Origin of the sequence: Bradyrhizobium sp. BR 10261 (assembly GCF_019455395.1) — a bacterium.
Classification (GTDB): domain Bacteria; phylum Pseudomonadota; class Alphaproteobacteria; order Rhizobiales; family Xanthobacteraceae; genus Bradyrhizobium; species Bradyrhizobium manausense.
In genome coordinates this window covers 69,377-94,384 of sequence record NZ_JACOFQ010000008.1, presented here as the reverse complement: position 1 = coordinate 94,384, position 25,008 = coordinate 69,377, and the positions used below count along the sequence as shown (strand labels likewise).

At 63.9% G+C, this 25,008-nt stretch carries 26 protein-coding genes; 12 read left to right on the top strand and 14 right to left on the bottom strand.

The window, feature by feature from the left end; translation table 11 throughout:
• Positions 1–61: 61 nt before the first annotated feature.
• From HYH07_RS11380 to HYH07_RS11370, 3 genes are all read right to left on the bottom strand, one after another.
• Positions 62–355, bottom strand: coding sequence for a hypothetical protein (locus tag HYH07_RS11380; protein ID WP_220002582.1), 294 nt, complete (start codon positions 353–355; stop codon positions 62–64).
• Between the two features lie 125 nt (positions 356–480).
• Positions 481–984, bottom strand: a complete 504-nt coding sequence (locus HYH07_RS11375; protein WP_220002581.1) for a GNAT family N-acetyltransferase — start codon at positions 982–984, stop codon at positions 481–483.
• 18 nt (positions 985–1,002) lie between these two features.
• Positions 1,003–1,359 carry a hypothetical protein gene (locus tag HYH07_RS11370; RefSeq protein ID WP_220002580.1) on the bottom strand — a complete coding sequence of 119 codons (357 nt, stop codon included), beginning with the start codon at positions 1,357–1,359 and terminating at the stop codon, positions 1,003–1,005.
• A 218-nt stretch (positions 1,360–1,577) separates the two neighbouring features.
• Between HYH07_RS11370 and HYH07_RS11365 the strand changes: the two genes are divergently transcribed.
• On the top strand, positions 1,578–1,964 hold the full coding sequence (locus HYH07_RS11365; protein ID WP_228749413.1) for a phasin: 387 nt from the start codon (positions 1,578–1,580) through the stop codon (positions 1,962–1,964).
• Between the two features lie 276 nt (positions 1,965–2,240).
• Here the strand turns inward: HYH07_RS11365 and HYH07_RS11360 are convergent, their stop codons facing one another.
• Both HYH07_RS11360 and HYH07_RS11355 read right to left on the bottom strand, forming a co-directional pair.
• Positions 2,241–3,029: a Crp/Fnr family transcriptional regulator gene (locus HYH07_RS11360; protein ID WP_220002719.1), complete on the bottom strand. Its 789-nt coding sequence runs from the start codon at positions 3,027–3,029 to the stop codon at positions 2,241–2,243.
• Between the two features lie 260 nt (positions 3,030–3,289).
• Complete coding sequence (locus tag HYH07_RS11355) at positions 3,290–3,844, bottom strand: PAS domain-containing protein (RefSeq protein ID WP_220002578.1); 555 nt, start codon at positions 3,842–3,844, stop codon at positions 3,290–3,292.
• Positions 3,845–4,313: 469 nt separating this feature from the next.
• Between HYH07_RS11355 and HYH07_RS11350 the strand changes: the two genes are divergently transcribed.
• Entirely contained in the window at positions 4,314–5,123 is an 810-nt protein-coding gene (locus HYH07_RS11350) for a rhomboid family intramembrane serine protease (protein WP_220002577.1), read from the top strand.
• A 189-nt stretch (positions 5,124–5,312) separates the two neighbouring features.
• Complete coding sequence (locus tag HYH07_RS11345) at positions 5,313–5,741, top strand: CBS domain-containing protein (RefSeq protein WP_220002576.1); 429 nt, start codon at positions 5,313–5,315, stop codon at positions 5,739–5,741.
• A 103-nt stretch (positions 5,742–5,844) separates the two neighbouring features.
• Here the strand turns inward: HYH07_RS11345 and HYH07_RS11340 are convergent, their stop codons facing one another.
• Positions 5,845–6,876 (bottom strand): patatin-like phospholipase family protein, encoded by a 1,032-nt coding sequence (locus HYH07_RS11340; RefSeq protein ID WP_220002575.1) that lies wholly within the window; start codon positions 6,874–6,876, stop codon positions 5,845–5,847.
• 233 nt (positions 6,877–7,109) lie between these two features.
• Between HYH07_RS11340 and HYH07_RS11335 the strand changes: the two genes are divergently transcribed.
• The gene (locus HYH07_RS11335) at positions 7,110–8,195 is read left to right on the top strand and encodes a hypothetical protein (RefSeq protein ID WP_220002574.1); all 1,086 of its coding nucleotides are present in this window, start codon (positions 7,110–7,112) and stop codon (positions 8,193–8,195) included.
• A 334-nt stretch (positions 8,196–8,529) separates the two neighbouring features.
• Positions 8,530–8,760, top strand: a complete 231-nt coding sequence (locus HYH07_RS11330; protein WP_312016658.1) for a hypothetical protein — start codon at positions 8,530–8,532, stop codon at positions 8,758–8,760.
• A gap of 16 nt (positions 8,761–8,776) precedes the next feature.
• Here the strand turns inward: HYH07_RS11330 and HYH07_RS11325 are convergent, their stop codons facing one another.
• Positions 8,777–9,769 carry a zinc-dependent alcohol dehydrogenase family protein gene (locus HYH07_RS11325; RefSeq protein ID WP_228749410.1) on the bottom strand — a complete coding sequence of 331 codons (993 nt, stop codon included), beginning with the start codon at positions 9,767–9,769 and terminating at the stop codon, positions 8,777–8,779.
• Positions 9,770–9,873: 104 nt separating this feature from the next.
• On the opposite strand from HYH07_RS11325, the gene HYH07_RS11320 reads away from it, so the two are divergent.
• Positions 9,874–10,725: a LysR family transcriptional regulator gene (locus tag HYH07_RS11320; protein WP_220002573.1), complete on the top strand. Its 852-nt coding sequence runs from the start codon at positions 9,874–9,876 to the stop codon at positions 10,723–10,725.
• 939 nt (positions 10,726–11,664) lie between these two features.
• Here HYH07_RS11320 and HYH07_RS11315 read toward each other — a convergent pair.
• From HYH07_RS11315 to thrS, 3 genes are all read right to left on the bottom strand, one after another.
• Positions 11,665–12,933 carry a serine hydrolase gene (locus tag HYH07_RS11315; protein WP_220002572.1) on the bottom strand — a complete coding sequence of 423 codons (1,269 nt, stop codon included), beginning with the start codon at positions 12,931–12,933 and terminating at the stop codon, positions 11,665–11,667.
• A gap of 63 nt (positions 12,934–12,996) precedes the next feature.
• Entirely contained in the window at positions 12,997–13,560 is a 564-nt protein-coding gene (locus HYH07_RS11310; protein ID WP_220002571.1) for a nitroreductase, read from the bottom strand.
• Positions 13,561–13,653: 93 nt separating this feature from the next.
• Positions 13,654–15,696, bottom strand: coding sequence for a threonine--tRNA ligase (gene thrS, locus HYH07_RS11305; protein WP_220002570.1), 2,043 nt, complete (start codon positions 15,694–15,696; stop codon positions 13,654–13,656).
• 185 nt (positions 15,697–15,881) lie between these two features.
• Between thrS and HYH07_RS11300 the strand changes: the two genes are divergently transcribed.
• Complete coding sequence (locus tag HYH07_RS11300; RefSeq protein ID WP_220002569.1) at positions 15,882–17,054, top strand: MFS transporter; 1,173 nt, start codon at positions 15,882–15,884, stop codon at positions 17,052–17,054.
• A gap of 90 nt (positions 17,055–17,144) precedes the next feature.
• A complete protein-coding gene (locus HYH07_RS11295) occupies positions 17,145–17,540 on the top strand; it encodes a hypothetical protein (protein ID WP_220002568.1) in 396 nt (131 codons plus the stop codon).
• A 23-nt stretch (positions 17,541–17,563) separates the two neighbouring features.
• On the opposite strand, the gene HYH07_RS11290 is transcribed toward HYH07_RS11295, so the two are convergent.
• On the bottom strand, positions 17,564–18,865 hold the full coding sequence (locus tag HYH07_RS11290; protein ID WP_228749408.1) for an alpha/beta hydrolase: 1,302 nt from the start codon (positions 18,863–18,865) through the stop codon (positions 17,564–17,566).
• 371 nt (positions 18,866–19,236) lie between these two features.
• On the opposite strand from HYH07_RS11290, the gene HYH07_RS11285 reads away from it, so the two are divergent.
• Entirely contained in the window at positions 19,237–20,601 is a 1,365-nt protein-coding gene (locus HYH07_RS11285) for an APC family permease (protein ID WP_220002566.1), read from the top strand.
• Positions 20,602–20,615: 14 nt separating this feature from the next.
• Complete coding sequence (locus HYH07_RS11280) at positions 20,616–21,818, top strand: hypothetical protein (RefSeq protein ID WP_228749406.1); 1,203 nt, start codon at positions 20,616–20,618, stop codon at positions 21,816–21,818.
• Here the strand turns inward: HYH07_RS11280 and HYH07_RS11275 are convergent, their stop codons facing one another.
• Positions 21,819–22,031: a hypothetical protein gene (locus HYH07_RS11275; RefSeq protein WP_220002564.1), complete on the bottom strand. Its 213-nt coding sequence runs from the start codon at positions 22,029–22,031 to the stop codon at positions 21,819–21,821.
• A 91-nt stretch (positions 22,032–22,122) separates the two neighbouring features.
• Positions 22,123–22,461: a membrane protein insertion efficiency factor YidD gene (yidD, locus tag HYH07_RS11270; protein ID WP_220002563.1), complete on the bottom strand. Its 339-nt coding sequence runs from the start codon at positions 22,459–22,461 to the stop codon at positions 22,123–22,125.
• Between the two features lie 230 nt (positions 22,462–22,691).
• Between yidD and HYH07_RS11265 the strand changes: the two genes are divergently transcribed.
• Positions 22,692–23,588, top strand: coding sequence for a hypothetical protein (locus HYH07_RS11265; RefSeq protein ID WP_220002562.1), 897 nt, complete (start codon positions 22,692–22,694; stop codon positions 23,586–23,588).
• Between the two features lie 11 nt (positions 23,589–23,599).
• Here the strand turns inward: HYH07_RS11265 and HYH07_RS11260 are convergent, their stop codons facing one another.
• The gene (locus HYH07_RS11260; protein WP_220002561.1) at positions 23,600–24,055 is read right to left on the bottom strand and encodes an iron-sulfur cluster assembly scaffold protein; all 456 of its coding nucleotides are present in this window, start codon (positions 24,053–24,055) and stop codon (positions 23,600–23,602) included.
• Between the two features lie 241 nt (positions 24,056–24,296).
• Here HYH07_RS11260 and folE point away from each other — a divergent pair, with 241 nt between their 5' ends.
• Positions 24,297–24,989: a GTP cyclohydrolase I FolE gene (gene folE / locus HYH07_RS11255; RefSeq protein ID WP_057744242.1), complete on the top strand. Its 693-nt coding sequence runs from the start codon at positions 24,297–24,299 to the stop codon at positions 24,987–24,989.
• The last annotated feature ends 19 nt before the right edge of the window (positions 24,990–25,008 follow it).

The following is a 25,008-nucleotide window of genomic DNA, read 5'->3' as shown; positions in this document are numbered from 1 at the left end:
GCAGGCAGCAAGATGCCGTCGGATTGCACCGGCGACATCGTCTGAAAAGTTAGCCGTGGGCTCAGCGGCCGCCGCCCCCTCCGCCGCCACCTCCACCTCCGCCGCCGGCGTCACGCATGGAGGAGCTGTAGCGCGGGTCGATCTGCTTCATGTAGGTCGGCGACGTATCCCGGTCGACGCGAACGACGTGACGCCGCGCGGGTGGCGGGTCCGGTAGCGGGATGATGCCGCAGCCTCCGAAGAAATCGATGTCGCAGCGATAGGTATGGAATTGCACCGCATTGGCGTTGGTTGCAGTGAACGCGGTCGTGGCGACGAGCGCTGTCAAAGCAAGTGTGGGCAATGTGAATTTCATGGGAAATCTCCAGCCTCGGTTCGGCGAGACCGGAACGGCTCGCTCGATCCTTCGACGGAAGCTGATCGAAACCAGTTCGAGGATTGGCTTCACGCCCGTGTGAGGCCGCGCGCGGGGAGGGGCGGCTACCCGGCAAGCTCGCGCAGCATGTAGGTTGCGCCTGCGCCGTAGGACGCCAGTTTGTCGCGCGAGGCCGCATCCGGTCCGATGGCGTGGAAGCCGAGACGCTCCCACAGCACGCGCGTGCCATAGACCGAGACCAGCGCAAGCATCGTGATGCCGGATGATCGCGCGAGCTGTTCAATGTCGGCGACATAGCCGCGCGCCACGCCGCCGCGGGCGTCGGGCAGCACCGCGACGTCGTGTATGTAGAGACAGTCGGCATGTTCAGGCAATGGGCCGAGGAAACCGTCGAGCGGCGGGATCTGTTGCTGCATCCAGGGATGCGCCAGGCCATAGCCCGCGATCCCGCTGCCTGCGGCGAGCACGCGGCAGCCATCCGGATAGAGCCGCATCTTTTCCGCGAGCACCTCCGGCCGCTCGGGCAGATCGGGATGGATCCGCGCCGCGATCGCGCTGATCGCTGCGAGATCGGTGGCGTGCGCGCCGCGCCATCGAGGCGTGCTCATCTTCGCTGCTCCGTATCATCAACCGCAATCTATTCCGCCGCCTTGATGCGCGCAGCCAAGAATATCTTGGCCCGCATCGAGCAATAGCCCGGCGATATCACCGGCGATGATTTCCTGAATGGCGCCTGGCATCTGGCGATGCCGTGATGGATCGATGATGCGGCCGGGCATCGCTTGTGCGGGCGATGTCCGGCGCAAGCTTGCGCCGATCTCAAGTTGGCGTATGCGATTGCAGCAACTTTGAAGAGGCGCGATGCGGTGATGCGCCGCTTCGTCGCATGATTCGAATAAAATCAAGCGAAGAGTCTGAAAGCGAACCGAAGCTTCGACTTTCGTTGTGCATAATCGGCTTCGGCAGGGGGCGAGGGCGTTCATCCGCAGCGCATCCCACCAACATGAAAGCAGGAGCACTGGCGTCCCGGTGCGGCAAGCACCTGGATGCGTCGGGGAGTCTTCAATCCATTATCTAGTTTCGCTTGAAAGGATGAAAGCCCGTGAGTGATGCCAATCTGAACGCCGAAACGAATGCTGCTCCGCAAAACGGAGCACCCAACGGAAGCGCAAAGCTCCAGTTCGACGTCCCGTTCTTCAACATGCAGACGATCTTCGGCAATCTCGCCGAACAGGGCGCGACACGGGCCCAGGCAAATTTTGCGCAGATCAAGGCGACCTCGGAGGAGATCACCGCAGCTCTCTGCGATGCCTGCACGACCAATTCCCAGCGGGCCGCCGACTACCGCACCAAGGTCATCGAGATATCCCACGCCAACACCACCTCCACGCTCGAATTTTTTTCCCAGCTCGTCGATGCGAGGTCGTTTGCCGATCTCGTAGATCTCTCCACCGCCCATAGCCGCGAGATCCTTGAAACAGCTTCGGCCCAGAATCGCGAGCTTTGGGACCTCGCCCAGAGGGTTGCGACCGAAACGGCTGAGCCGATCAAGCAGAGCTTGAATCGAGTATTGCGTAGCGCTGCTTGAATCGAAGTGGTTGGCCGCGCGGACCGGCTGGGTGAGCGTCTTCGCAAGAAAAGATGCCGTCCAGCCGGTTGCGGCGCCTCATAGTCGAGGTGATGCCAAGCTGGAGGAAATCGGGATGGGTATGGTAGTGATCAAGTGCCCGGAAACGGGAAGGGTCATTTCGACGGGCATCGAGATGGATCGCGAAAGGTTTCGGTGCACTGCAGTGTTCTTTTCGCGGACCTATTGCAAGATGTGCGCGGCGACACACGAGTGGTTCGCCAAGGAGGCCTGGGTCTACGAGTCGGCCTTGGCGAACGGGACGTCCGGGGACAGGGAATCGTTCGGCGGCGGCGCTGCGTGAAGCAGCTTCATGGCATCCTGCGAAACGATCCGGTCGATCCTTCGGCTCATCACCTTGTAGCACTCGCATGCGACGGCTTCGAGGCGCTGCCTGTCGATCTCGAGTTGACCGCGCCGGCTGGATTTCAGCGCCCTTGACGTTCGAAGGGTCCCGATGACGTGCGTGACCGTGGTACGCCGGACGCCGAGCAATTCCGACAGCGTCTCTTGCGTCAAGGGCAGGACGTCACCGCCATCGGCCCGATCGTGGATGTGAAGCAGCCAGCGGGCCAGGCGGGCTTCGACGGAGTGCAGTGCATTGCAGGCTGCGACATGCTGGATTTGCGTCATCAGCGCCCTGGTGAGAATCTGAACCAAACCTCTGAGCGCGGGGCTGCGTTCGAGCGCCGTCTGAAATCGCGTGGGTGATATCTGCAACGCCGTGCCGGCGACGCGCACGACCGCGGTCATGGGTGAGCGGACGGGCCCTAGCGCCGTCATGAGGCCGATGGCGGCGTCGTTGCCGACCACGGCGGTTGCGGCGGTCTGTCCGTTTGGCAGCTCCATGATGAGGGCGATTGCGCCGCTACAGGGAAAGTAGATGTGATCGATCCGGTCGCCCGATCGAAGCAGGACTGCGTCGTGCTGGAGCGGTACTTTCCGCAAATGCGGCGCAAGCAAAGCAAAATCGGCCGGCGGTAACGCAGCTAACAGGCGATTGCCAACTCTGGTCGCGTACTCCATCACGGGTGTTTATCCCTCGACGGAAGCGGCTGGGAAACGCATCGTCTCAGCCGAGCCGCGTTGCCGCGCAGATACTCGGGCGGCAAAAGCCAACGTATCCTGGCAGGTAAGGTTCCGTTGATCGATCGCAAGGCTTCGGCCCAAGCCTTGTGCCCAAGCCTTGGGCCCACGCCTTTGGTCGACGTTTCTGATCGTCGTCTGATTCAGAAAACGATGGTCGGGCCGTTTTCACACGCTGCGCGCACGGCGCGATCGTTGCTCTACCTTATCCCCTCATACACCATCAATCCGCGGGCGATCTGCAGTTTGCGGATCGCGCGCGGCAGCAGTTTCTCCGGCTGGTGCAGGTAGCGCCACGAGGTGACGGTGAACGGGCCGAGCGCGCCGCATTCATCGTCGAACGGCGCGAGCACGCCGGTCACGCTGACTGGTGTATGCGGGCGGGCGTTGAAGGGCAGCAGCAGCAGCTCGAGATGCGACTTGCTGCCGTCCTCCCGCTGCGCCGTGAGGCCGGCGATCGCGCCCAAGGTCTCTTCGGCGACGATGGTCGTGATCTCCTCGATCTCGCTGCGGCTCGCGTCGGTGAACAGCGCGGCAAAGCCCTGGTCCTTGAGATCGCGGCCGGCCAGCGCGCAGACCCGCGTGCCGGCGACGCGGAACGGAAAGCCGAGTTTTTGCTCGCAAGACAGCACGAAGATGTCGCCGAGCAGCTCGCGCACCGCGGCCGGATCGATATCGGCCCGGTCAGGGGCCCGCGCGCTGCCGCGCTTGTTGTCCCAATACGCGAAGAATGCGCGGCTCGATGGATGTTTCATGTTCGACGCTTACCCTCGGCGCAACCTCATGGGACAAAGCTGTCCCGCTTCAGCGCACCTGAGATCCCTTTGATGTTGTGCAGGAGGGGAATTGCAGCGTCCATGCCGCGGACGCGTTTTTGCCGCCCGCACCGCCAGTTTTGTGCCGTTAACGTTAAATTAACTATGCGCTTTGCCTGTCCGGCACGCCTGCTATGGTGATACCGGTCACAAGCCTTGCCGCTTTCTCCAGGTTCTCGGCGAGGCCTGTACACGGGCGTCAAACAGTTTGGTCACTGGCCGCGGGGAGGGGTGGGGATACACCTTGTTCTCCCATAGCGCCGGAAAGGCCGACACGGACGGGCAGGGCTTTCCCAGGGCCCTGCCTTTTCCTTTCGTGCACTTGCGCAAGGTCGGGAAAGGCGACTATCTCCAAATCCCTTACTTCGAGAAGCCCTCTGCCTCGATCGCGCCTGAAAGCGAAACCGCCTTGGATTCCCCGTCACAACCCCCGCCCGACCATCAGGTCGTCGTCGAAGAGGCCCCGCGCGAGCCGATCCTGACCCTGCCGTGGCCGCTGACGGCCTATGTCGCCCTGCTGGCGCTGATCCATCTGCGGGTGCTGCTGCCGCCGGAGCTGGAGAACTGGACTATCGACGTCTTCGGCTTCATTCCGAAGCGCTACGATTCCTCGCTGGTCAATCTGCAGTTCGAGGGCGGCGCCGGCGCCAAGGTCTGGACCTTCGTCACCTATTCGCTGCTGCACGCCAATCTCACCCATCTCGCCTTCAATGTGTTGTGGCTGCTGCCGTTCGGCAGCGCGCTGGCGCGGCGCTTCGGGGCTTTGCGCTTCTTCGTGTTCCTGGCGGTGACGGCGGCGGCCGGCGCACTTGCCCATCTCGTCACCCACGAGCATGCGGTGGTGCCGATGATCGGCGCCTCGGCCTCGGTCTCCGGCGCGATGGCGGCGGCGATCCGCTTCGCCTTCGTGCGTGGCAGCTTCCTGTCGTTCAGCCGTTCGGACGCCGATACCGCCGCAAAAGTTCCAGCGCTGCCGCTGTTTCGGGCGCTGCGCGATCGACGGATCGTCGGCTTCCTCGCCGTTTGGTTCGCCCTCAACATCATCTTCGGCGTCGGCGGGATCGGCGTCGAAGGCGATAGCGCAGGTGTCGCCTGGGAAGCGCATATCGGCGGCTTCTTCGCAGGCTTGTTGCTGTTCACGCTGTTCGATCCGGTGCCGCGCGTGCGAAGCGATGATGCTGCGGATGCGTCATCACAGGACATTTCAAACGGTATTTGAGGCGGCGCTTGCGGCGCGGCCCGAATTCATCCATCATTCCCTTCGAAAAATGTTCCGAAGCAGCAAGCCGATGGAGGCTGCACTTCGCAAAGCGCTCGAGCCTGCAACCGGCGCTGAAACTGTTAGTTGAAGACTCGCGAACAAGTCCGGACCGCGCAAAGCGGACGGGTCCGATTCAGGGAGGCAACAATGACGGTACGTTCCATTCTCAATACCAAGGGCCACCAAATCATGAGCGTCGCGCCGGACGCCAAGCTCGCCGCTGCCATCAAGCTGCTCGGCGAGAAGAAGATCGGCGCGGTGCTGGTGATGGACCAGAGCCGGCTCGAGGGCATCCTGTCCGAGCGCGACATCGTGCGCGTGCTCGGCGAGCGCGGCGCCGGCGTGCTGGACGAGCCGGTCTCCCAGGTCATGACGCGCAAGGTCGTGACCTGCAAGGAGACCGACACGGTCGCCGAGCTGATGGAGATGATGACCACAGGCAAGTTCCGCCATCTGCCGGTCGTCGACAACGGCAAGGTTGTCGGGCTGATCTCGATCGGCGACGTCGTCAAATGGCGCGTGCGCGAATACGAGTCCGAACAGGAAGCCCTGCGCGACTACATCAAGACGGCCTGAGGAGCTTGATCCGGAAAAGTGCGCAGCGGTTTTCCGAAAAGATCATGCTCAAACAATAACCTGAAGCGCGATGACGATCCCTGATCTCAACGCGCGTCGGGTCTTATTCGACCGCTTTTGGCGCGGCGCCTGCGGGCGCGGGCGCCAGCACGTGGATCGTTTCCTGGATCTGTTCGAGCGCGCGTTCGGCGGCGCGCGCGCCGAGCGCGATCAGGTCCTCGGCACGATGAAAGTCGAACCAGCCGAACTGGCCGACCCGCGGCGTGATCAGAAGATCCGGCGGATCGCCGGCGAGCCGCGCCCGGGTGATGCGGTCCTGCATGATGTTGAAGGCATCGATCATGACCGACGAGATGCCTGGACGGCCGGCAGTGCCGAAAAACTCGCGCTTGACGGTTCTCTCCGCCGAGAAGATGCGCGGAAAACGCCGCTTGGCCGGGGTCTCTTCAGTGACAGGGGTGGCGACAGGCACGGGCATCGCCCCATGCGCATGGATCGTCGTCGAATGCGTGAAGATGTCGGTGGACAGATTGACCGCGATGACGATTTCGGCACCGAGCGCCCGCGCCGCCGACACCGGCACCGGGTTCACCAGCGCGCCGTCCACCAGCCAGCGATCGCCGACCATCACGGGCGCGAAGATGCCGGGCAGCGCATAGGAGGCGCGCATCGCCTCGACCAGACGGCCGCGTGTCAGCCAGATCTCATGGCCGGTCCGGACCTCGGTCGCGACCGAGGCATATTTCATCGGCAGGTCCTCGATCAGGGTTTGGCCGATCGATTGCTCCAGCCGGCTTGCGAGCTTCTCGCCGCCGATCAGACCCGAACCGTTGAGCCGGATGTCGAGATAGCCGAGGATGTTGCGCACGCCTTGCAGGCTGCGGGCCCAGTCTTCCAGCGCGTCGAGCCGGTCGGCCGCATAGGCGCCGCCGACCGCGGCGCCGATCGAGGTGCCGACCACGACATCGGGCACGATGCCGTTGGCCAGCAGCGTTCTCATGATACCGATATGGGCAAAACCGCGCGCCGCGCCGCCGCCGAGGGCAAGACCGATAACGGGCCGGCGGATACTGCCGAGACCGACTTTCTCGCCATTTGCGCCGTTCACACCCCGACCTCTCAACATATCCAGCACCGAAATTCTCCCACTCCGGGCCTTGCTCACTCCAGAGTAGGCGCCGCGCTTCCACTTCGCCAGAAACAGGGCAAAGCATGGTTTATAGCGTTCGGGACGCAGGGGGCAGGAGTGTGGCGAGAACCCGTTGCCTCAGATCTAATCACGCAGGCGTCAACCGGGTTCCACAGAACCGTAATCCATGGGATTTCAGAGGCTTGAATTTGCCGCGTTTTCGGTGAAAAGCAGGAGGCATGACTCCAGGGGGTGACGGCATCATCAGATGGCGGCGCGGCGGCAGGCTGCTGCCGGCGCTTGTCTTTGCCGCATCCTTGGCCGCGTGCCTCGTTACCTCGGGCCAAAACGCTGCGCGGGCGCAGCTTTTCTCCGATCGTCCGCCGCCGGTGCCCCCAGCCTCGGTGCCCGATCCCGGCGGCGCCGTCAGCCTCGCCCCGCCGTCCGGTCCCGGCGCCGCTCCCCCGAGCCTGCCGCCGACCCTGACCCAGCCGAATACGCCGAGCATGCCGCCACCGGCCGTGTCGACCGTGCCGCCGTCCGCACCGCTCAACGCGGCCGTGCCGGGCCAGGGTGTGCTGTCGCTGACCGCAAGATACGGCAAGGATTCTCCGGCGATCAACGGCGGCCTGGTCTGGCGCGTCTTTTCCGATCGTCCCGACGAGAACGGCACCTTCAGGCTGATCAAGGAGGACCGCAGCGCCACCCCCAGCATCGTGCTGCCGCCCGGTAATTACGTCGTGCACGTCGCCTTCGGCCTCGTCAGCGCGGTGCGTACCGTCAGCCTGAAGGCCGAGACCGACCGCGAGTCCTTCGTGCTGCCGGCCGGGGGCCTGCGCATCGAGGGCCGCGTCGGCACCAGCCGCATTCCGCAGAACCAGATCTCGTTTGCGATCTACAAGGGCAGCCAGTTCGAATCCGGCGAGCGCGCCGCGTTGGTGCCGAACGTCGCCGCCGGCGACGTCGTGCTGATCCCGGAAGGCACCTACTACATCATCTCCAATTACGGCGACGCCAATTCGGTGGTGCGCTCGGACATCCGCGTCCAGACCGGCAAGCTCACCGACGTCACCATCACCCACCGCGCTGCCGTGATCACGCTCAAGCTCGTCAGCGACAAGGGCGGCGAGGCGCTCGCCAACACCGCCTGGTCGGTGCTGACGCCCGGCGGCGACGTCATCAAGGAATCGATCGGCGCCTTCCCGCGCGTTGTGCTCTCCGAAGGCGAATACCGCGCCATCGCCAAGAACGAGGGCAAGGTCTACGAGCGCGGCTTCAACGTCGTCAACGGCGTGGATGGTGAGGTCGAAGTCGTGGCGCGGTAGTTGCGGCCTCCGCAAAATCGCACCGCGCTTCTCATCCAGCGCATCTCCAGACGCGAGACGGACCTAACATTTGTTGCGAACGTCCGGTGAGCGTTTGCTTACTAGACATTCCGCACTGTGTTTCGCTTTGCATACCGCTGTAAGCGCTACCAAGCTCCGTCGAAGGATTTGGAAACACCGGCGGCATCGACTTATTCCAGCCTCACCGCGACGTCGTCACACCTTTGCAAGATACGCATTTCCGATAATCAATTTCATTCGCTTTCCGTCCCGCTGGGTTATATGTCGGGCATCCGTCCAATGGGGACGCCGGCGCGGCCTCGGGTAGGCTTGCGTGGCCGGCAAGGAGCAGGGGACCAAGCGCGTCGGCATGTTCGAAGTGATCCTCACCAGGCGCAAACGATTCGGCTGGCGGTGGCAGGTCTGCGACCAGTCCGGCAAGGTTTTTGCCGATGGCTTCGAGCGCACGCGTCCGTCAGCCAAATATCACGGCGAGCGCGCCCTATTTTTCCTGCTGTCGCAGGCCTATTTGCGCAACCGCTCGGCGGCGTCGAGCGAGGATTAGCGCCAGTTCTGCGGCGCTAGATATCGACCACCAATTTGCCCTTCGCGGCGTGATCCCTGATCAGCGCATAGGCCTCGCCGACGCTCTCCATCGTGAAGCGCCTGGCATCGAGCAACGGCACCAGCTTGCCGGCCTCGGCGAGGCGCGTGGCTTCCGCCATGATCTCCCCGTGATGCGCACGGCCTTCGCCTGACAGCAGCGGCAGCAGCGTGAACACGCCGGAATAGGTCGCGGCGCGGAACGACAGCGGCGCCAACGCATGCGTGCCCCAGCCGAGCGCGCTGACGACGTGGCCGAAGCGGCGCACTGCCGCAAAGGAGGCATCGAGCACCTTGCCCCCGACGGTATCATAGACGATGTCGAAGCCGCGGCCGCCCGTGTGCTCAGAGACGTAGGCCTCAATTGAAGTGTCGCGGTCGATGAATGCAGCGCCAAAACCTTCGATGGTCGCGCGCTGCGAGGCCGAGCCGGTCGCGAACACGTCCGCGCCGAATGCGTGTGCGATCTGGATCGCGACATGGCCGACGCCGCCCGCGCCACCATGGATCAAGACTTTTTGGCCGGCCTTCAAAGCGGCGCGGTCGATCAGGCCCTCCCAGGCGGTGATGAAGATCAGGGGCAGGGCGGCGGCCTCGCGCATGCTCAGATTGGCCGGCTTCAGCGCCAGCAAGTCGGCATCGACGGCAGCGAATTCGGCTAGCGATCCCTGCACGCCACCGACGCCGCCGGTCATGCCGTAGACCTCGTCGCCAACCTTGAATCGCGAGACCTCGCGTCCGGTCTGCTCCACCACGCCGGCGAGATCGATGCCGGGGATGGCCGGCAGCGGATGGCGCGCATGCGCGGCCGCGCCGGCATGGATCTTGGTGTCGAGCGGATTGACCCCGCTTGCGCTGATACGCACCAGCACCTCGCGCGGGCCGACCTCGGGTGTGGAAATGGTTGAGATGCGCAAGGGGACGTTCTGGGTCTCCAGTACGCCTGCGCGCATCGTCGATGGTGTGGTCATGATCATCTTGCTCCGTTGTCGCTCTCCAATATGCTCATAATTTTTGCATGGGAAGGAACAGGGATGTACGATGATCGTGCATTTTTGAATGGGCGGAAAACTCGATGGAATGGAGCGACCTGCGCATCTTCCTGGCGATCGCGCGCGAGGGCACGTTAGGGGCTGCCGGGCGAAAAATCGGCCAGACCCAGCCGACGATGGGGCGGCGGCTGCGCGCGCTCGAGCAGGCACTTGGGCAAACGCTGTTCCAGCGCACGGCCGATGGCTTTGTGCTCACGGACGAAGGCACGGCCGTGCTGGCGCGTGCCGAGCGGATTGAGGAGGAGACCATTGCGCTGCAGCGGCAGGCGACCGGTGCCGAGACGCAGCTCGACGGTATCTTGCGTCTGTCCTCGTCGGACTGGTTCGGCACGCTGATGCTGTCGCCTGTTATCGCAGCGTTCGGCAAGAGCCATCCCAAGGTGATCGTCGAGCTCCTGACCGATGCCCGGCTCTACAGTCTGCCACGGCGGGAGGCTGACCTCGTCTTTCGCATCAAGCCATTTAGCGAGCCCGAGGTCATTTCCCGAAAGCTGCTTCACATCCCCTATGCGCTCTACGGCAAGAAGGGCAGCAAGGCACCGCGAGCGGGCGACGGCAGCGGCGTCCGCATCGTGACCATGAACGCGGAATTCGCCGAGATGCCCGACGCCGCCTGGCTCAAGCGCGCGCTGCCGAAGGCGGAGATCGCCGCGCGCAGCAACAACAGGCAGGCGCAGGCCGAGCTCTGCGCCTTCGGCGGCGGGCTTGCTGTGCTGCCGCGGCCGCTCGGCGATCGCGATCGCCGCCTGGTCGTGCTCGACATCGGCGCGAGCCCGCCCGGCCGCGACACTTATGTCGGCTATCACCGCGATCTCAGGCGGTTGGCACGGCTGCGGGCGCTCCTGGATCTCGTGATCGAGAAGATGGCGGGGTGATGCGGCCACAATCGCTTGCGTTGCCCGGCGGGCAAAACACACGAGGCGTGGGGCAATACCTGCCGGGAAAAATATTCCACTTTATCGAAATTCGGAAATGGCGTATGTGTCGTCGCAACCCGGCCCATGGAAGAGGGGCGTATCGCGATCGTCACGACGCGGGCCGGACGGCGGTGGGCGTGGGTCACATCGGCGCGATCAGGCTTTGCAGGGCGGGCAACCGTGAGCGAAACCATCGCGCAAACGACCGGTGTGGTTCCTGCGTACGGCAAAATCGTGTGGTCCTGGCGCCCGGAGCCTGTGCGCCAAGGCTCGTGGTGAGGTGCGATGTCCAACCGGACGTGCACCTCAGTCATCTGCGAGACGACGGGGGCAATAGTGCATCGCTCCCCGGGGAGATCACGACATAAGCCGTCAAACCACTGCGCAGGGAAGGCCGGATGTTGCGGCTTCACCTGTATGCCGCTGTGCAGCCTCTTGTAGCGCAGACTATCGCACAGTGGACCGCGGGTGCCAGTCGGGCACCCGGTCTTCCCTGCGCCCTCTTTCAGTTGAGGGTGACGCTTCAAGCAAAGCTCGGGCGAGTTGAGCCGCGAGGATGTGAAGCTGTGTCTGCGAAGAGGATACAAATTGATGGAGCGACCATGCTTCCGCATACTCCGTCATTGCGAGCGCAGCGAAGCAATCCGGAGATGTCGCGGAAAGACTCTGGATTGCTTCGCTGCGCTCGCAATGACGGTGTTGATGCAGGTGTGCCCAAAACGCAAACTCGTGCCCCGGACGCAGCGCAGCGTACCCGGCGATGCGGAGCATCGTCCGGTGCGGTGCGCTGCAGAGCCGGGGCCCATCTATCAGCGAGCTCTGACGCTTGCTGGGTCCCGGCTCTGCGCAGCAGCGTAAGAACGCTGCAGCGCGTCCGGGACACCAGAGTGCAGGATGTCACGGGCGGCGTAGCTCTTCGGGGTAGCAGCCGTAGACCAGTTCCTTGAAGGCAGGCGTGATGCGGCCGCGTTCGTTCTGGGTCTGCTGCATCAGGAGGTAGACCATATCGAGCTTGGGATCGACGCCGAAATAGGTGCCGCTGCCCGAGTCCCATTTCAATTCGCCGATCGAGCCCGCCGGCGGCGGCTTGGCGTTGCCGGGGTCGGTTCGGACCGCAAGGCCGTAGCCATAGCCGAAGCCATCGCCGGGGAAATAGAAATAGTCGCGTTCGACGCCGGAGCCGGGCCCGATCTGATCACTCGTCATGGCCATGAAGGCGGCCGGGCTGAGGTAGCGTTTGCCGTCGAGCTCGCCGCCGTTGAGCAGCATCTGCGCGAAGCGTTGATAGTCAGTGATGGTCGAGAGCAGGCCGCCGCCGCCGGATTGCCATTCCGGATGGTCGAGACGTTCGCGCTCGCCATCGAGCAGGATCTGGTCGCTCGGCAGCGGCCGCGCCAACCGTTCGATCTCGTCTTGGGTCGACAGCAGGAATTTGGTGCTGGTCATGCCGAGCGGATCGAAGATGCGCTGCTTGAGCGCATCGTACAGCGTCTGCCCGGTGATGATCTCGATGACAGCCCCGAGCACGTCGGTCGAATGGCCGTAGCGCCACAGCGTCCCCGGCTCGCGCGCCAGCGGCAGCCTTGCGATACGGTCGGCAAATTCCCTGTTGTTGAAGGGGCCCTCGAAGATATGCGCCGCCTTGTAGGCGAGTTCGACCCATCTGCCGCCGATATAATCGTAGGTGATGCCCGAGGTGTGCCGCATCAAATCCCTGATGGTCACCGCATGGACCGGCGGCACCATCTCGAGCGCCATCGAGCCATCGGGCTTGGTGATTTCCATTCCCACCTTCGTGGCGGCGAAGAGCGGGATGTATTTCGACACGGGATCGCTAAGCGCCAGCTTGCCCTCGTCGATCAGCATCATTGCCGCGAGGCTGGTGATCGGCTTGGTCATCGAATGGATGGCGAAGATCGTGTCCGGCGTCATCGACAGGCGCGTCCTGACATCGCGGACACCGAACATCTTGAAATAGACAGGCTTGCCGTGCTGCTGGATCAGCACAATCGCGCCCGCCAAGCGGCCGCTGGTCACCTCGTTTTCGAAGAACGTGGTGATGCCTCGCAGTCTGTCGGGTGCGGGAGCGGGGACGTCGCCAGCGCGGCCCTGCGCCATCGTGCCGGCCAGCATCGCGGCCCCGACCAGAAATTCACGACGCTTCATCCGGGCTTCCTCCCTCGCCGGAAGCAAAGCCGCAAGACATCAGGGGCGTCAACGAAACTTCGATTAGAAACGGGTCACGATTTCGGAAAGGACCGGTCGCGGGCGATCCTCGCTCGGCTTGGTCGGTTTGCCGATATGCACGAGCCCTGCGAGTTTCTCGTCCGCCTTGAGGCCGAGTCCATCAAGCACGTCGCGATCGAACGCGAACCACCCGGTCAGCCAGGCCGCGCCGTAGCCAAGCGCGGTGGCGGCCGTGACGATGTTCATGGCGCTGGCGCCCGCCGACAGCTCCTGCTCCCACGCCGGCACCTTGGGATGCGGCTTGGTGAAGCTGACGATCCCGATCACCAGCGGCGCATCGGTCAGGCGCTTGCGTTCGGTCTCGACATCGGCTGCGGGGGCGCCGGGATTCTTGCGGGCGAAGACTGTTGCGATCACCTCGCCGGCGCGCTGGCGCGCATCGCCCTCGAAAATGATGAAGCGCCAGGGCGTAAGCTTGCCGTGGTCAGGCACGCGCGCGCCGATCGTGAGAATGGTCTCGAGCTCGGCCGGCGAGGGGCCGGGGCCGGTCATCTCGCGCGGCTTGACCGAGCGGCGGGTTTTCAGGAGTTCGATGGCATCAGGCATTGCGATGGCCTCTTCGGATGGGCGACGGGCGTGCCATGCCGAGATAGGCATGCACGCCCGCGACCGAAAGCGATTTTAGATCGATTTCAACGATCAGACCGCGCCGCGCGCCCGCCGGACGTCAGGCGGGGTCGCCTCGTCGACGAGGGCGGCGATTGCCTCCTCCGTCGTCATCACCTTCTGGCCGTCGCTGCCGAGCCGGCGGACCGAGACCGAATGCGTCTCGGCCTCCTTCTTGCCGACCACGAGCAGCGCCGGAATCTTGGCCAGCGAATGCTCGCGGACCTTGTAGTTGATCTTTTCGTTGCGCAGGTCGATCTCGACACGCAACCCCGCGCGTCGCGCCTGCTCCAGCACCACCTTGGCGTATTCATCGCCTTCCGAGGTGATGGTGGTGACCACGACCTGCACCGGCGAAAGCCAGAGCGGGAAGTTGCCGGCATAGTGCTCGATCAGGATGCCGATATAGCGTTCCATCGAGCCGCAGATCGCGCGGTGCACCATGACGGGCGGTTTCTTGCCGCCGTCATGGTCGATGTAAAATGCACCGAACCGTTCCGGCAGGTTGAAGTCGACCTGCGTGGTGCCGCACTGCCAGTCGCGACCGATGGCATCGCGCAGCACGTACTCGAACTTCGGCCCGTAAAAGGCGCCTTCGCCCGGATTGATCTCGGTCTTGATGTGGTTGTTCTGCGCCTGGATCTCGCGCAGCACCGTCGCCATCACGCGCTCGGCGTGATCCCACATCGCATCCGTGCCGACGCGCTTTTCCGGCCGCGTCGACAGCTTGACCGTGAGATCGCCGGTGAAGCCGAAATCGGCATAGGTCGACAGGATCAGATCGTTGATCTTCAGGCATTCCTCGGCGAGCTGGTCCTCGGTGCAGAAGATGTGCGCATCGTCCTGGGTAAAGCCGCGCACGCGCATCAGCCCGTGCATGGCGCCGGACGGCTCATAGCGATGCACCACGCCGAACTCGGCGAGGCGCAAGGGCAGGTCGCGGTAGCTCTTCAGGCCGTGCTTGAAGATCTGGACGTGGCCGGGGCAGTTCATCGGCTTCAGCGCAAACCAGCGCTTGTCCTCGGCCTCGTCGCCGGCCGACTGCGCCGCGAACATGTTCTCGCGGTACCAGCCCCAATGGCCAGAGGTCTCCCACAGCACCTTGTCGAGGATCTGCGGCGCGTTGACCTCGCTGTAATCGCCGGTCAGGCGGCGGCGCATATAGGCGATCAGCTGCTGGAAAATCGTCCAGCCCTTGGGGTGCCAGAACACGACGCCCGGGCCTTCCTCCTGGAAGTGGAAGAGGTCGAGCTCGCGTCCGAGCTTGCGATGGTCGCGCTTCTCGGCTTCCTCGATCTGCTTGAGGTAAGCGTCGAGGTCCTCCTGCTTGGCGAAGGCCGTGCCGTAGATGCGGGTCAGCATCGGGTTGTTGCTGTCGCCGCGCCAATAGGCGCCGGCCACCTTCATCAGCTTGAAGGCGCCTCCGACCTTGCCGGTCGAGGTCATGTGCGGGCCGCGGCAGAGATCGAACCAGTCGCCCTGGTAGTAGATCTTGATCGGCTCGTTGCCGGGAATGGCGTCGACCAGCTCGACCTTGAAGGCCTCGCCCTTGTCGCGGAACACCTGCTTGGTTTTCTCGCGATCCCAAACCTCTTTCGTGAAAGGCTTGTCGCGCGCGATGATCTCGCGCATCTTTTTCTCGATCGCGGCAAAGTCTTCCGGCGTGAACGGCTCATTGCGGAAGAAGTCGTAATAGAAGCCGTTCTCGATCACGGGGCCGATGGTCACCTGCGTGCCCGGCCACAGCGTCTGCACGGCTTCAGCGAGCACGTGGGCGCAGTCGTGGCGGATCAGCTCCAGCGCCTCCGGCTCGTCGCGCGAGATCAGCCTGAGCTTGGCATCGGCCTCGATGGGGTCGTTGAGATCGGTGAGCACGCCGTCGAGCATCATCGCCACGGTGCGCTTGGCGAGCGAGGGCGAGATGCCCTTGGCGATGTCGAGGCCGGTGATGCTCTTGTCATATTGGCGCTGGGCGCCGTCGGGGAAGGTGAGGGTGACTTTGGCTGCGGGGGACACGGGCTTCAGATTGCTGAGGGAATATTGGAAGCCGGATTCGGATTTGGGCTGGTCGGACATTGCTTTTCTCCTGAGGCTCACTCCTGCGAACGAGCGCAGGTAAGCGGGAACGAGCGATATATCAGGCGATTCGGCCCGTGCAATCCGGCATTTCCAAGAAAGTGGCGCGCAAAAGCGGAGGCGGCCCGTCAACTATTTCGAGCAGCGCCCTTTAACCGGCTGCCAGCCGCTCTACATGCAGCTGCATGGAAAGTCCCCGCGCCGGCCGTTTTACGGCAACCGCCCTGATGCTTGGCAATCTCGTGACCGGCTGCTCGGTGCTGGCTCCTGCGGGGATGCTGCCGGAGATGTCGGCCGGGCTCGGCGTCAGCATCCATGCGGCCGGGCTGCTCATCACCTTCGGTGCGATCATCCTGTGCATCGGCTCGCCGCTGACGGCGTGGCTGACCAGCCGCATCGAACGGCGGATGTTGCTCACGACCACGCTTGCGGTGCTGGCGTTCGGCAATCTCGCCTCGGCCTTTGCACCCGACTACACGAGCCTCCTCTTCATCCGCCTGGTGATGCTCGCCGTCGGCGCGCTGTACACGCCGCAGGCCGCTGGCACGGCGGCGCTGATCGTGCCGGCGGAGCGGCGTGGCAGCACGATCGCCTATATCTTCCTCGGCTGGTCGCTTGCGGCCGCCGTCGGCCTGCCGCTGATCACCTTCATCGCCAGTCGCTATGGCTGGCGCGCCGCCTATGGCACGATCGGCGCGCTCGGATGTGTGAGCTTCCTGTTGCTGCTGGTGCGGCTGCCGGCCGGCCTCAAGGGTACGCCGGTCGACCTGAAGACGTGGAGCGAGGTTGGCCGCAACAGGTCTATCCTGCTGCTGCTTTTGATCACCATGCTGCAAATGTCCGGACAGTTCGCGGTGTTCACCTTTATGGGCCCGCTGCTCAAGAAGCTGACCGACGCAAGCCCGGACGCGATTGGCCTTGTGTTCGGCATCTACGGTGTGTGCGGCTTCCTCGGCGTCGTGGTGGCGAGCCGCATCGTCGATACCTGGGGCCCTTATCGGACCTCCCTGCTGTTCACGTGCCTGTTGCTGGCGGGCGTCGCGGGGTGGGCGATTGGCGCGGGCAGCCTGGTGTTGATGGCGATCGGGGTTGCGATCTGGGGGCTGGGCTTTGCCTCGACCAATTCGATGCAGCAGGTGCGGCTGGTCGCGGCCGCTCCGCCGCTTGCGCCCGCAACCGTCGCGCTCAATACATCGGTCCTCTATATCGGCCAGGCCATTGGCTCCGCCGTCGGCGGGCTGTTGTTTGCCCGCGACCTGCTGCACAGCACAGGCTTCGTGGCGGTCGGTCTCGTCGTCCTGGCGCTGGTCCTGGTGGTCGTGAGCCGGCCCCGGCCGGCCGCTGTGGTCTCGGTCTGATGGCTGTGTTTGCCCTGCGCAAGGCGCTTGGCAAACGGCGCGGGAGGGCGCTAGAAGGCCAGAGGTGGGGACCAAAGAGAGTTGACTGAAATGAGGATGATTCTGGCGATTGCCGCGGTGCTCTATTCAGGCTCCGCACTTGCGCAAACCGACAAGCCACCGATGGTGGGGGACAAGCCGCTGGTGCAGGTCAAGCCCAAGGGGACCAAGGCTGGGACCAAGGAGGCGGCCGCCAAGCCGGCCGCTGCTGCGGCAGCGAAGGGCAAGCCGCAATCGGTCGCGGCGCGGCTCCAGGCCTGCCTCGACGTGGATGATGGCACCAAGGACCGACTCAATTGCTACGACGCCATCATCCCGCCCGCGCCCAAGCCGAAGCCGCCCAAGGCCAAGGGCTACGCCGATTGCAAATTCTTCAAGGAAGAGGACGAGAGGCTGGCCTGCTTCAACGGCTTTGCCGAGAGCATTCCGAAGCTGCCGAAGAACTGAGCGCCCGGTCGCTCGTGTCCGGGCTAGCGGGTTGGTGCCGATGAGCTGGTGGTGGCGACGCGCGTCAGTGCCAGCGCCGGCGTTGCCGACATCTTCACCAGTACGTCCTTGAGCGGGTACTGCGTCCACGCGCGGTTGACGTAGTCGCGATGGGTGATGCCCTCGCCGGTTTCGACGAACACGACGCTGCCCGGACGCAAGGGGCCGTCCATGTCCTCGGAGACAGCGATACCCTTTTGCTTGAGCATGCTCATCAGCTCGCGGTCGCGCCTTGCCGTGTAGTGGGTGTAGGAGCTGACGAAGAAGCCGGAGCGGTGGCTCTCGATCCAGGACGCGAACTTGTCCATCTCGCCATAGACCGCATCGAGCAGCACGACGCCGCGGACGCGATCGCTGATGCCGCCGACCTCGAGGCTCCACGCGGTCGGTAGGAAGCCGCCGCTATAGCCGACGATCACGATCGGCATGTTAGCGAAGGCGCGCGCACTGTTGGGATCGCCGGTCAGCTGCGCAAGGTGGCTCGCCGATTCCTCCATGAAGCGTTTGAGGCCGCCGGGCTGCCAGAATTTTCCGGCGCTGGAATCGGCGGCATCGAAGGCCATCTGCGGCGCCAGCAGCACGGCGTTGGCGCCGGAATCGGTGATTTGCTGCGGCACCAGCTGGCGGTCGCGCACGTCGCGCTCGAGCGTCGCGCCGTTGCCGTGGAAGAACACCACGATCACGCCAGGCTTGCGTACGTCGAAATGTTCGGGGACGTGCACCAGCACGCGGCTGTCGTTGTAGGTCTCGTCCTGCCAGAACACGCGGCCCGAATAGCTGCGATGGCCGCGACGGTCGCCCTTGGAGATGTTGAGGAAGGGCGCGTCGGAGGCGGGGTTGTTGCCGAAATAGGGGAAGGCCGAGGACTTCATGCTGACGAGGGTCGTCAGATCCTGGCGCGGCGGACGCTGATAGGGGACCTGCGGCGCGAGCGAGGCGACCTTGTAGGGCGCCTGCTCCGGCTGCTGCTGCACGGCGCGCTTGGGCGAGAAGTCCGACATCTGCCGCTGCAGGAAACTCTCGCTCGCCGAGGGAAAGCGCTCCCTGAACTGCGGGGCAGGGAAGCGATCCTCGAACGTGTCGCTTGCGACGCGCTGATTGGCGGTCTGCGGGTTGGTCTTCGCAACGACCTGGACGTTGGCCTGCGAGCTTGCGGCTAGCGCTGTCGGGTTGGGCGACTGGCCGCATTGAACCAGCGTGAGCGACAGTGGCACCAAGCCTGAGGCCAGGGCGATCCGAAGCGCGCGACCGCGCGCCCCGGACGCCCAGGTCCGGTCAGCGCGCATGTCTGCCTTCAATTTCGGAACGGCCCCGACCATCCACCCATGACCCCAAGCCTGACCCCATCCAAGTCACGAACCGTCGGCAAACTTTAAGACCATTGAGCCGACTGGCGTTTAGGAGACGTTAAGCGTCCGGAGAAACTTCCCCACCTCCAGAGTGACCGAAAAATGCCACGCAATCGTGTCGCGATTGTGGGAGAGACAGGCGCATAGCTCGGGCGACTACGGGGTTATTGGCCCAAAGCGCGTAGAGAAGGTGGCGGACTACCGATTTTGGCCGCCTCATTTAACCCTTGTTAACCCTGCTTGAATTGACTGAACCAATCTGCACGATGCCTCCAACGAGGCTCGATGCCTGAGGCTCAAGGACCCAGATGACGGCATCAGATGCGGGAACTGCGCCCTGGAGCGGGCGACTGACCAGCGGCTCCGGGGTTTCCGTTCTGGTCGCAACCGCGATCGTGGTTGCGGACATGATCGGGGTGGGCGTCTTCACCAGCCTCGGCTTCCAGGTCAAGGATATCCCCTCGGGTTTCTCCATCCTCGCGCTATGGACGGTCGGCGGCATCGTCGCGCTGTGCGGCGTGTTTTCCTACAGCGAGCTGGGCGCGATGTTTCCGCGCTCGAGCGGCGAGTACAATTTCCTCGGTCGCGCCTATCACCCGGCCTTCGGTTTCCTTGCCGGCTGGGTCTCGGCCACGGTCGGCTTCGCAGCGCCCGTGGCGCTCGCGGCCATGGCGTTCGGCGAATACGCCAAGTCGGTGATGCCAGATCTTCCGCCGATCCCGCTTGCCATCGGCGTCGTCTGGCTGGTCTCGATCGTGCAACTGACCGGCGTGAGGCATTCGTCGACCTTTCAGTTGATCTCGACCATTCTCAAGGTCGTGCTGATCATCGCTTTCCTGATCGCCGGCTTCGTCGTCGGTATGCCGCAGCCGATCTCCTTTGCTCCGCAAGCTGGCGATCTCGCCCATATCGTGAGCGCGCCTTTCGCGATCGGGCTCGTCTTCGTGATGTACTCGTTCTCCGGCTGGAATGCCGCGACCTACATCATAGGCGAGATGAACACGCCGCAGCAGAGCCTTCCGCGCGCGCTGCTTGCGGGTACGCTGATCGTCTTGGTGCTGTATGTCGCGCTTAATGCGGTGTTCCTTTATGCGACGCCGATCAGCGCGCTGGCGGGTCAGCTCGATGTCGCAAGCGTCGCCGGCAGCGCTATCTTCGGCGCGCTTGGCGGCCGGATCGTCGGGGCAATGATCTGCGTCGGCCTGATCTCCTCGATCAGCGCGATGATGTGGATCGGCCCGCGCGTGATGATGACGATGGGGGAGGACATTCCCGCGCTGCGCGTGTTCTCGAAGCGATCGGCGAGAGGCGCGCCGGCCTACGCCATCCTGTTTCAGCTCGCGGTCGCCAACCTGCTGCTGTTCACGCGCAGCTTCGAGGCTGTGCTCGACTTCATCCAGTTCGCGCTCTTGTTCTGCTCGTTCTTCACGGTGGCCGGCGTCATCAAGCTGCGCATCACCGATCCTGATTTGCCGCGGCCTTACCGCGCCTGGGGATACCCGTTCACGCCCCTCATTTTCCTGCTCGTGACCGCGTTCATGATGTACTACCTCCTGACCGAGCGGCCCGTGCAGTCGCTGTCGGGGATGCTCGTCATGCTCGCGGGCCTGTTGATTTACGCTGTTTTCCGCAGGCGGCCGGTCGCCGCAGCCAATTCACACAATCGCGAATAGACATGTTTCGACCCATGAGATTTGCGGCCGTCGCTCTTGCCCTGCTGGCCGCGACCATCTCGTCCGTACGTGCGGCCGAGGTCACCTACGACGACACCGCGCGCTTCCTCGCGGGCATGCAGCCTGCGGCGGATTCGCCGCTGATGGCGTTGACCAGGGACTCCTCCTGGCAGCATCACGCAAAATTCTTCGACGGCGCCTTCGCCCAGCTCGAGCAGCGGCAGCTTTCGAAGATCCGGAGCTGGTCCGACGTCAATCTCGCCGCGCCGCGGCCGACGATGTTCTATTTGTTCAGTGGCCCGGATTTCCTCTACGCCAACGCCTTCTATTCCAAGGCCAGCACCTATGTGCTCGGCGCGCTCGAACCTGTCGGCGCGGTGCCTGATTTGACCAGGCTGTCGCGCGGCTCCGTCGATGCGGCGCTGTACAATGTCGAGCGCTCGCTCGGCTCGATCCTGAGCTTTTCCTTCTTCATCACCAAGCAGATGAAGGTCGACCTGCACACAAATCAGGTCAACGGCACCCTCCCGATCCTCTACGTTTTCCTGGCGCGCTCCGGCAAAACCATCCGCAACGTCGAGATGGTCGCGCTCGACGACAAGGGCGGAGTACACGTCGGGAATGACAATCCTGGGCCGAACGCCACGCGCGGCGTCCGCATCACCTTCGCGGGCTCCGACGGTGAGGCGCGCACCCTTTATTATTTCTCGACGGATCTCTCCAATCCTGGGGCACGCGCCGCCGGCTTCCTGAAATTCTGCGAGACCCTCGGCCCGGGCAACAGTCTGATCAAGAGCGCGTCCTATCTGCTGCACTCCGGCAACTTCACCGTCGCGCGCGACTGGCTGCTCGCCAACAGCGCGACCATCATCCAGGACGATTCCGGCATTCCGCTCGCCAACTACAATCCGCGGCAATGGCGCTTTTTCCCGTTCGGCCGCTATCTCGGTCCGATCGACGAATTCCCCGGCCGCTATCAGGACCGTTACGCCGAGTTGTTCACGCGCGCGCAGCCCATCGATTTCGGCGTCGGCTATCGCTGGCGCATGCACGAGTCGAATTTGCTGCTGTCCGTGAAGGTCGCGGGGGGCGATACGCTGCCTGCTGCGGAGGCGTCGTCGTCCGTCGAGCCGGCGCCGAAACCGCCGCGGCCCAAACGGCCGCGTCCGCCCGAGTCGATTCCACCGCCGCCCGGACGCTTTTTCTGGTTTCGTTAGCTACCAGTGCACGTTCTGGCTGGGCACGATGAAGGCTGTCGTGCTTGGCGGCGTTGCAAGAGATGTTGCCAGATACCACCCGGAGCCGATGACCAGCACGAGTAGCGCGGCCATCGCGATCATGTCGATCGTGCGCGGATCGTGATCCCTGGGATTGAAGCTAATGTGCAAACCAGGCCTGAAATGAAAATGACGGCTGATTTTCCAGCGCATTGTTGTTTCCTCCTGCGGGAGCATCACAACAACGCGAGGGAGAAGTTCCGGTTCCGCCCAGGGTAGCGATGCGTGAAGCAGCGCAGCATGGTTACGAGGCGTTGACGCCGCGCCAGCGGCCGTAGCGCCACGGCAAATACCAGCGTGCGCGTTGCGGGGCAGCGAGAGGCACGTTGTCGATGCCTGATGTGCCGAAGGGATTGCAGCGCAACAGCCGGGCGATTGTCATCCAGCCACCGGCCCAGAGTCCGAAGCGCTCGATGGCTTCGTCGCCGTATACGGAGCAGGTCGGCAGATGTCGGCAGTTATAGCCGACCAAGGGCGACAGCGTATGCCGATAGAGCCAGATCAGCGCGCGACCAAATCTGCGCGGCAGCCGCAGGGCTTGCGCAATTGGTGCGGAACAATGCTCGCAGGCTGAGCGCTTCATGTGCGATGTGCCGACGTCCTGTGCGCACCAATGCTCGGTTCCAGCGCAGGGAACAGCGAGCTGTTGTACGCGCGCCATATTTTGCCTGCTTTCAGGGAGCAGTGCAGCAAGTACCTATGGACGATCTGTATTCCCCCGGATACCATTTTTGTGACGTCCATGTGTAGACTCGCGGGAACACCGATACGGGGCTTGCCTGAATCGCCTTGGGGCTTGGGGAAGGAACCAGTTTGACAGTTCTGAAGTCGCTCAACCTTCGTGGTTGGTTGCTGGTGGGAACCGCCGCTTGCGGCGTCGTGCTGGCGGGGGCCATCGCGACCTTTGGCTCGCCGGCCAGCGCTGGCGCCTCGCTCGAAGAGCGCAAGCTGCCGATGAAGTTTGGCTGGGTTGCCTGCGAGCCTAATTGCCGCGGCTGGGTCAGCGCAGTCGGCATTATCACCGCAGATACTCCGAAGGACTTTGACGACTTCGCCCGCGGCCGGCAGCTCGGCGGCGCTACAGTGGTGCTCGACTCCAGCGGCGGTTCTGTCAACGACGCGATCACGCTGGGCCGGCGCTTCCGCAATCTCGGTCTCCTGACCACCGTCGGGGTCACGCAGCAGAACGGCGGCGGGAAGGGCGCCCGTCCGAGGGTCGCCTCGGAGGCCTATTGCGAATCCATGTGCGTGTTCCTGCTGCTGGCCGGCAAGAAGCGCTACGTGCCTGATGCGGCCCATGTCCGCGTCCATCAGATCTGGATGGGCGATCGCGCAGACGACGCCAAGGCGGCAAGCTACAGCGCGCAGGATTTGATGATCGTGGAACGCGACATCGGCCGGCTCGCCAAATACACCTTCGACATGGGCGGGGCGGGGGATCTGCTGTCGCTCGCTCTGAACGTGCCGCCGTGGGAAGATCTGCATGAGCTCGATGCGTCTGAGCTGAAGTTGACCAATCTCGTCACGACCGATCTGGTGTCCGACGTGCTGCCGCATGTGGACGTCACGGCGCCTGCAATGGCGGACCTTGCGCCAAAGACGCAGGCAAGGTTCGGCGAGGAACCGGAGCCTGCCAAGTCGACCAAGACGGCGGAAGCGCTGGTCCCGACCGGGGGCGTGGCGACGCCGGCCGCAGCGCCGCAGAAGTAAGAGCCTCAGTCTCAGGCTTGCAAGGGGGCCGGGTGCTTCGCCTTGGCCTCGATTTGGCCGATCGCATCGACCACGGCATCGAAGGTGAGGAGCGTCGAGGCATGACGCGCCTTGTAGTCGCGGACCGGCTCGAGGAATTTAATTTCTTCCCATTTGCCTTCAGGAGGAGCGCCGTTCTCCTTGAGCATCTTGCGAACGGTTTCGCGTAACTCACGGAGTTCGCTGGCAGTCGAGCCGACCACGTGACTTGCCATGATGGATGAAGAGGCCTGTCCCAGCGCGCACGCCTTCACGTCATGCGCGAAGTCGGTGACGGTGTCGCCCTCCATCTTGAGGTCGATCTTCACGGTCGAGCCGCACAGCTTCGAATGGGCGGTCGCGGTGGCATCGGGATCCGGCAACCGTCCGAGGCGCGGAATATTACCGGCCAGCTCGATAATCCGCTTATTATAGATGTCGTTCAGCATGTGATGGAGTCCAACACTTACCTGCCGGATCGGCCTTGGCTGGCGCGGTCCAGGGTCCTATATAGGGGCGGAACTGGCGGAAAAACAGTCCGGCGGTGCGTCGGCGGTGATCCATATCCGTCAGCCGGCGTTGTTGCCGAGTGGCCTTTTTCGCCAAAACCGTTCTCTTCAGGCGTCCGGCGGCTTGTCCGCCCCGTCTGCCGGTGACACTCCGGCCGCAAGGCCGTCGAACGGAGTAGACATGGACGCAACGATCAAATCCATCCGCCCGAACAAGCCTTCCGACCGGCAGCCCGAGAGCCGACCGGCCGAGCTTGACCCCGCCGAATTCCTCGCGGCCGCTGTCCGCGCCGACCAGCCGCGCCCCGCGCGTGCCGAGGCGGAAGCGGCGGTGAAGACGCTGCTCGCCTATATCGGCGAGAACACCGGGCGTGAGGGCCTGCTCGACACGCCGCGCCGAGTGGTCGAGGCTTTCGACGAGCTCTATCAGGGCTATCACCAGTGCCCGGCCGAGGTGCTCGATCGCACCTTCGGCGAGACCGCCGGCTATGACGACTTCGTGCTGGTGCGGGACATCGAGTTCACCTCGCAGTGCGAGCATCACATGATGCCGTTCTACGGCAAGGCGCACATCGCCTATACGCCGGTGGAGCGCGTCGTCGGACTGTCCAAGCTTGCCCGCCTGACCGACATCTTCGCGCGCCGGCTCCAGACCCAGGAGCATCTGACGGCGCAGATCGCAGCCGCGATCGACGAGATCCTGAAACCGCGCGGCGTTGCCGTCCTGATCGAGGCCGAGCATACCTGCATGTCGGTGCGAGGCGTCGCCAAGCATGGCGCCTCCACGTTCACCAGCCGCTACACCGGCATGTTCCGCGACAATCCTGCGGAGCAGGCCCGGTTCCTGTCCATGGTGCGAGGCATGACGCGCTGACCTCGCGAACAACTGGCGA

Excerpts from the sequence above, each read along its gene's own strand:
- HYH07_RS11380 (WP_220002582.1), bottom strand. The coding sequence starts at position 355 with ATGAAATTCACATTGCCCACACTTGCTTTGACAGCGCTCGTCGCCACG.
- HYH07_RS11375 (WP_220002581.1), bottom strand. The coding sequence starts at position 984 with ATGAGCACGCCTCGATGGCGCGGCGCGCACGCCACCGATCTCGCAGCG.
- HYH07_RS11370 (WP_220002580.1), bottom strand. The coding sequence starts at position 1,359 with ATGAACGCCCTCGCCCCCTGCCGAAGCCGATTATGCACAACGAAAGTC.
- HYH07_RS11365 (WP_228749413.1), top strand. The coding sequence starts at position 1,578 with ATGCAGACGATCTTCGGCAATCTCGCCGAACAGGGCGCGACACGGGCC.
- HYH07_RS11360 (WP_220002719.1), bottom strand. The coding sequence starts at position 3,029 with ATGGAGTACGCGACCAGAGTTGGCAATCGCCTGTTAGCTGCGTTACCG.
- HYH07_RS11355 (WP_220002578.1), bottom strand. The coding sequence starts at position 3,844 with ATGAAACATCCATCGAGCCGCGCATTCTTCGCGTATTGGGACAACAAG.
- HYH07_RS11345 (WP_220002576.1), top strand. The coding sequence starts at position 5,313 with ATGACGGTACGTTCCATTCTCAATACCAAGGGCCACCAAATCATGAGC.
- HYH07_RS11335 (WP_220002574.1), top strand. The coding sequence starts at position 7,110 with ATGACTCCAGGGGGTGACGGCATCATCAGATGGCGGCGCGGCGGCAGG.
- HYH07_RS11325 (WP_228749410.1), bottom strand. The coding sequence starts at position 9,769 with ATGACCACACCATCGACGATGCGCGCAGGCGTACTGGAGACCCAGAAC.
- HYH07_RS11320 (WP_220002573.1), top strand. The coding sequence starts at position 9,874 with ATGGAATGGAGCGACCTGCGCATCTTCCTGGCGATCGCGCGCGAGGGC.
- HYH07_RS11315 (WP_220002572.1), bottom strand. The coding sequence starts at position 12,933 with ATGAAGCGTCGTGAATTTCTGGTCGGGGCCGCGATGCTGGCCGGCACG.
- HYH07_RS11310 (WP_220002571.1), bottom strand. The coding sequence starts at position 13,560 with ATGCCTGATGCCATCGAACTCCTGAAAACCCGCCGCTCGGTCAAGCCG.
- thrS (WP_220002570.1), bottom strand. The coding sequence starts at position 15,696 with ATGTCCGACCAGCCCAAATCCGAATCCGGCTTCCAATATTCCCTCAGC.
- HYH07_RS11300 (WP_220002569.1), top strand. The coding sequence starts at position 15,882 with ATGGAAAGTCCCCGCGCCGGCCGTTTTACGGCAACCGCCCTGATGCTT.
- HYH07_RS11295 (WP_220002568.1), top strand. The coding sequence starts at position 17,145 with ATGAGGATGATTCTGGCGATTGCCGCGGTGCTCTATTCAGGCTCCGCA.
- HYH07_RS11290 (WP_228749408.1), bottom strand. The coding sequence starts at position 18,865 with ATGCGCGCTGACCGGACCTGGGCGTCCGGGGCGCGCGGTCGCGCGCTT.
- HYH07_RS11285 (WP_220002566.1), top strand. The coding sequence starts at position 19,237 with ATGACGGCATCAGATGCGGGAACTGCGCCCTGGAGCGGGCGACTGACC.
- HYH07_RS11280 (WP_228749406.1), top strand. The coding sequence starts at position 20,616 with ATGAGATTTGCGGCCGTCGCTCTTGCCCTGCTGGCCGCGACCATCTCG.
- HYH07_RS11275 (WP_220002564.1), bottom strand. The coding sequence starts at position 22,031 with ATGCGCTGGAAAATCAGCCGTCATTTTCATTTCAGGCCTGGTTTGCAC.
- yidD (WP_220002563.1), bottom strand. The coding sequence starts at position 22,461 with ATGAAGCGCTCAGCCTGCGAGCATTGTTCCGCACCAATTGCGCAAGCC.
- HYH07_RS11260 (WP_220002561.1), bottom strand. The coding sequence starts at position 24,055 with ATGCTGAACGACATCTATAATAAGCGGATTATCGAGCTGGCCGGTAAT.
- folE (WP_057744242.1), top strand. The coding sequence starts at position 24,297 with ATGGACGCAACGATCAAATCCATCCGCCCGAACAAGCCTTCCGACCGG.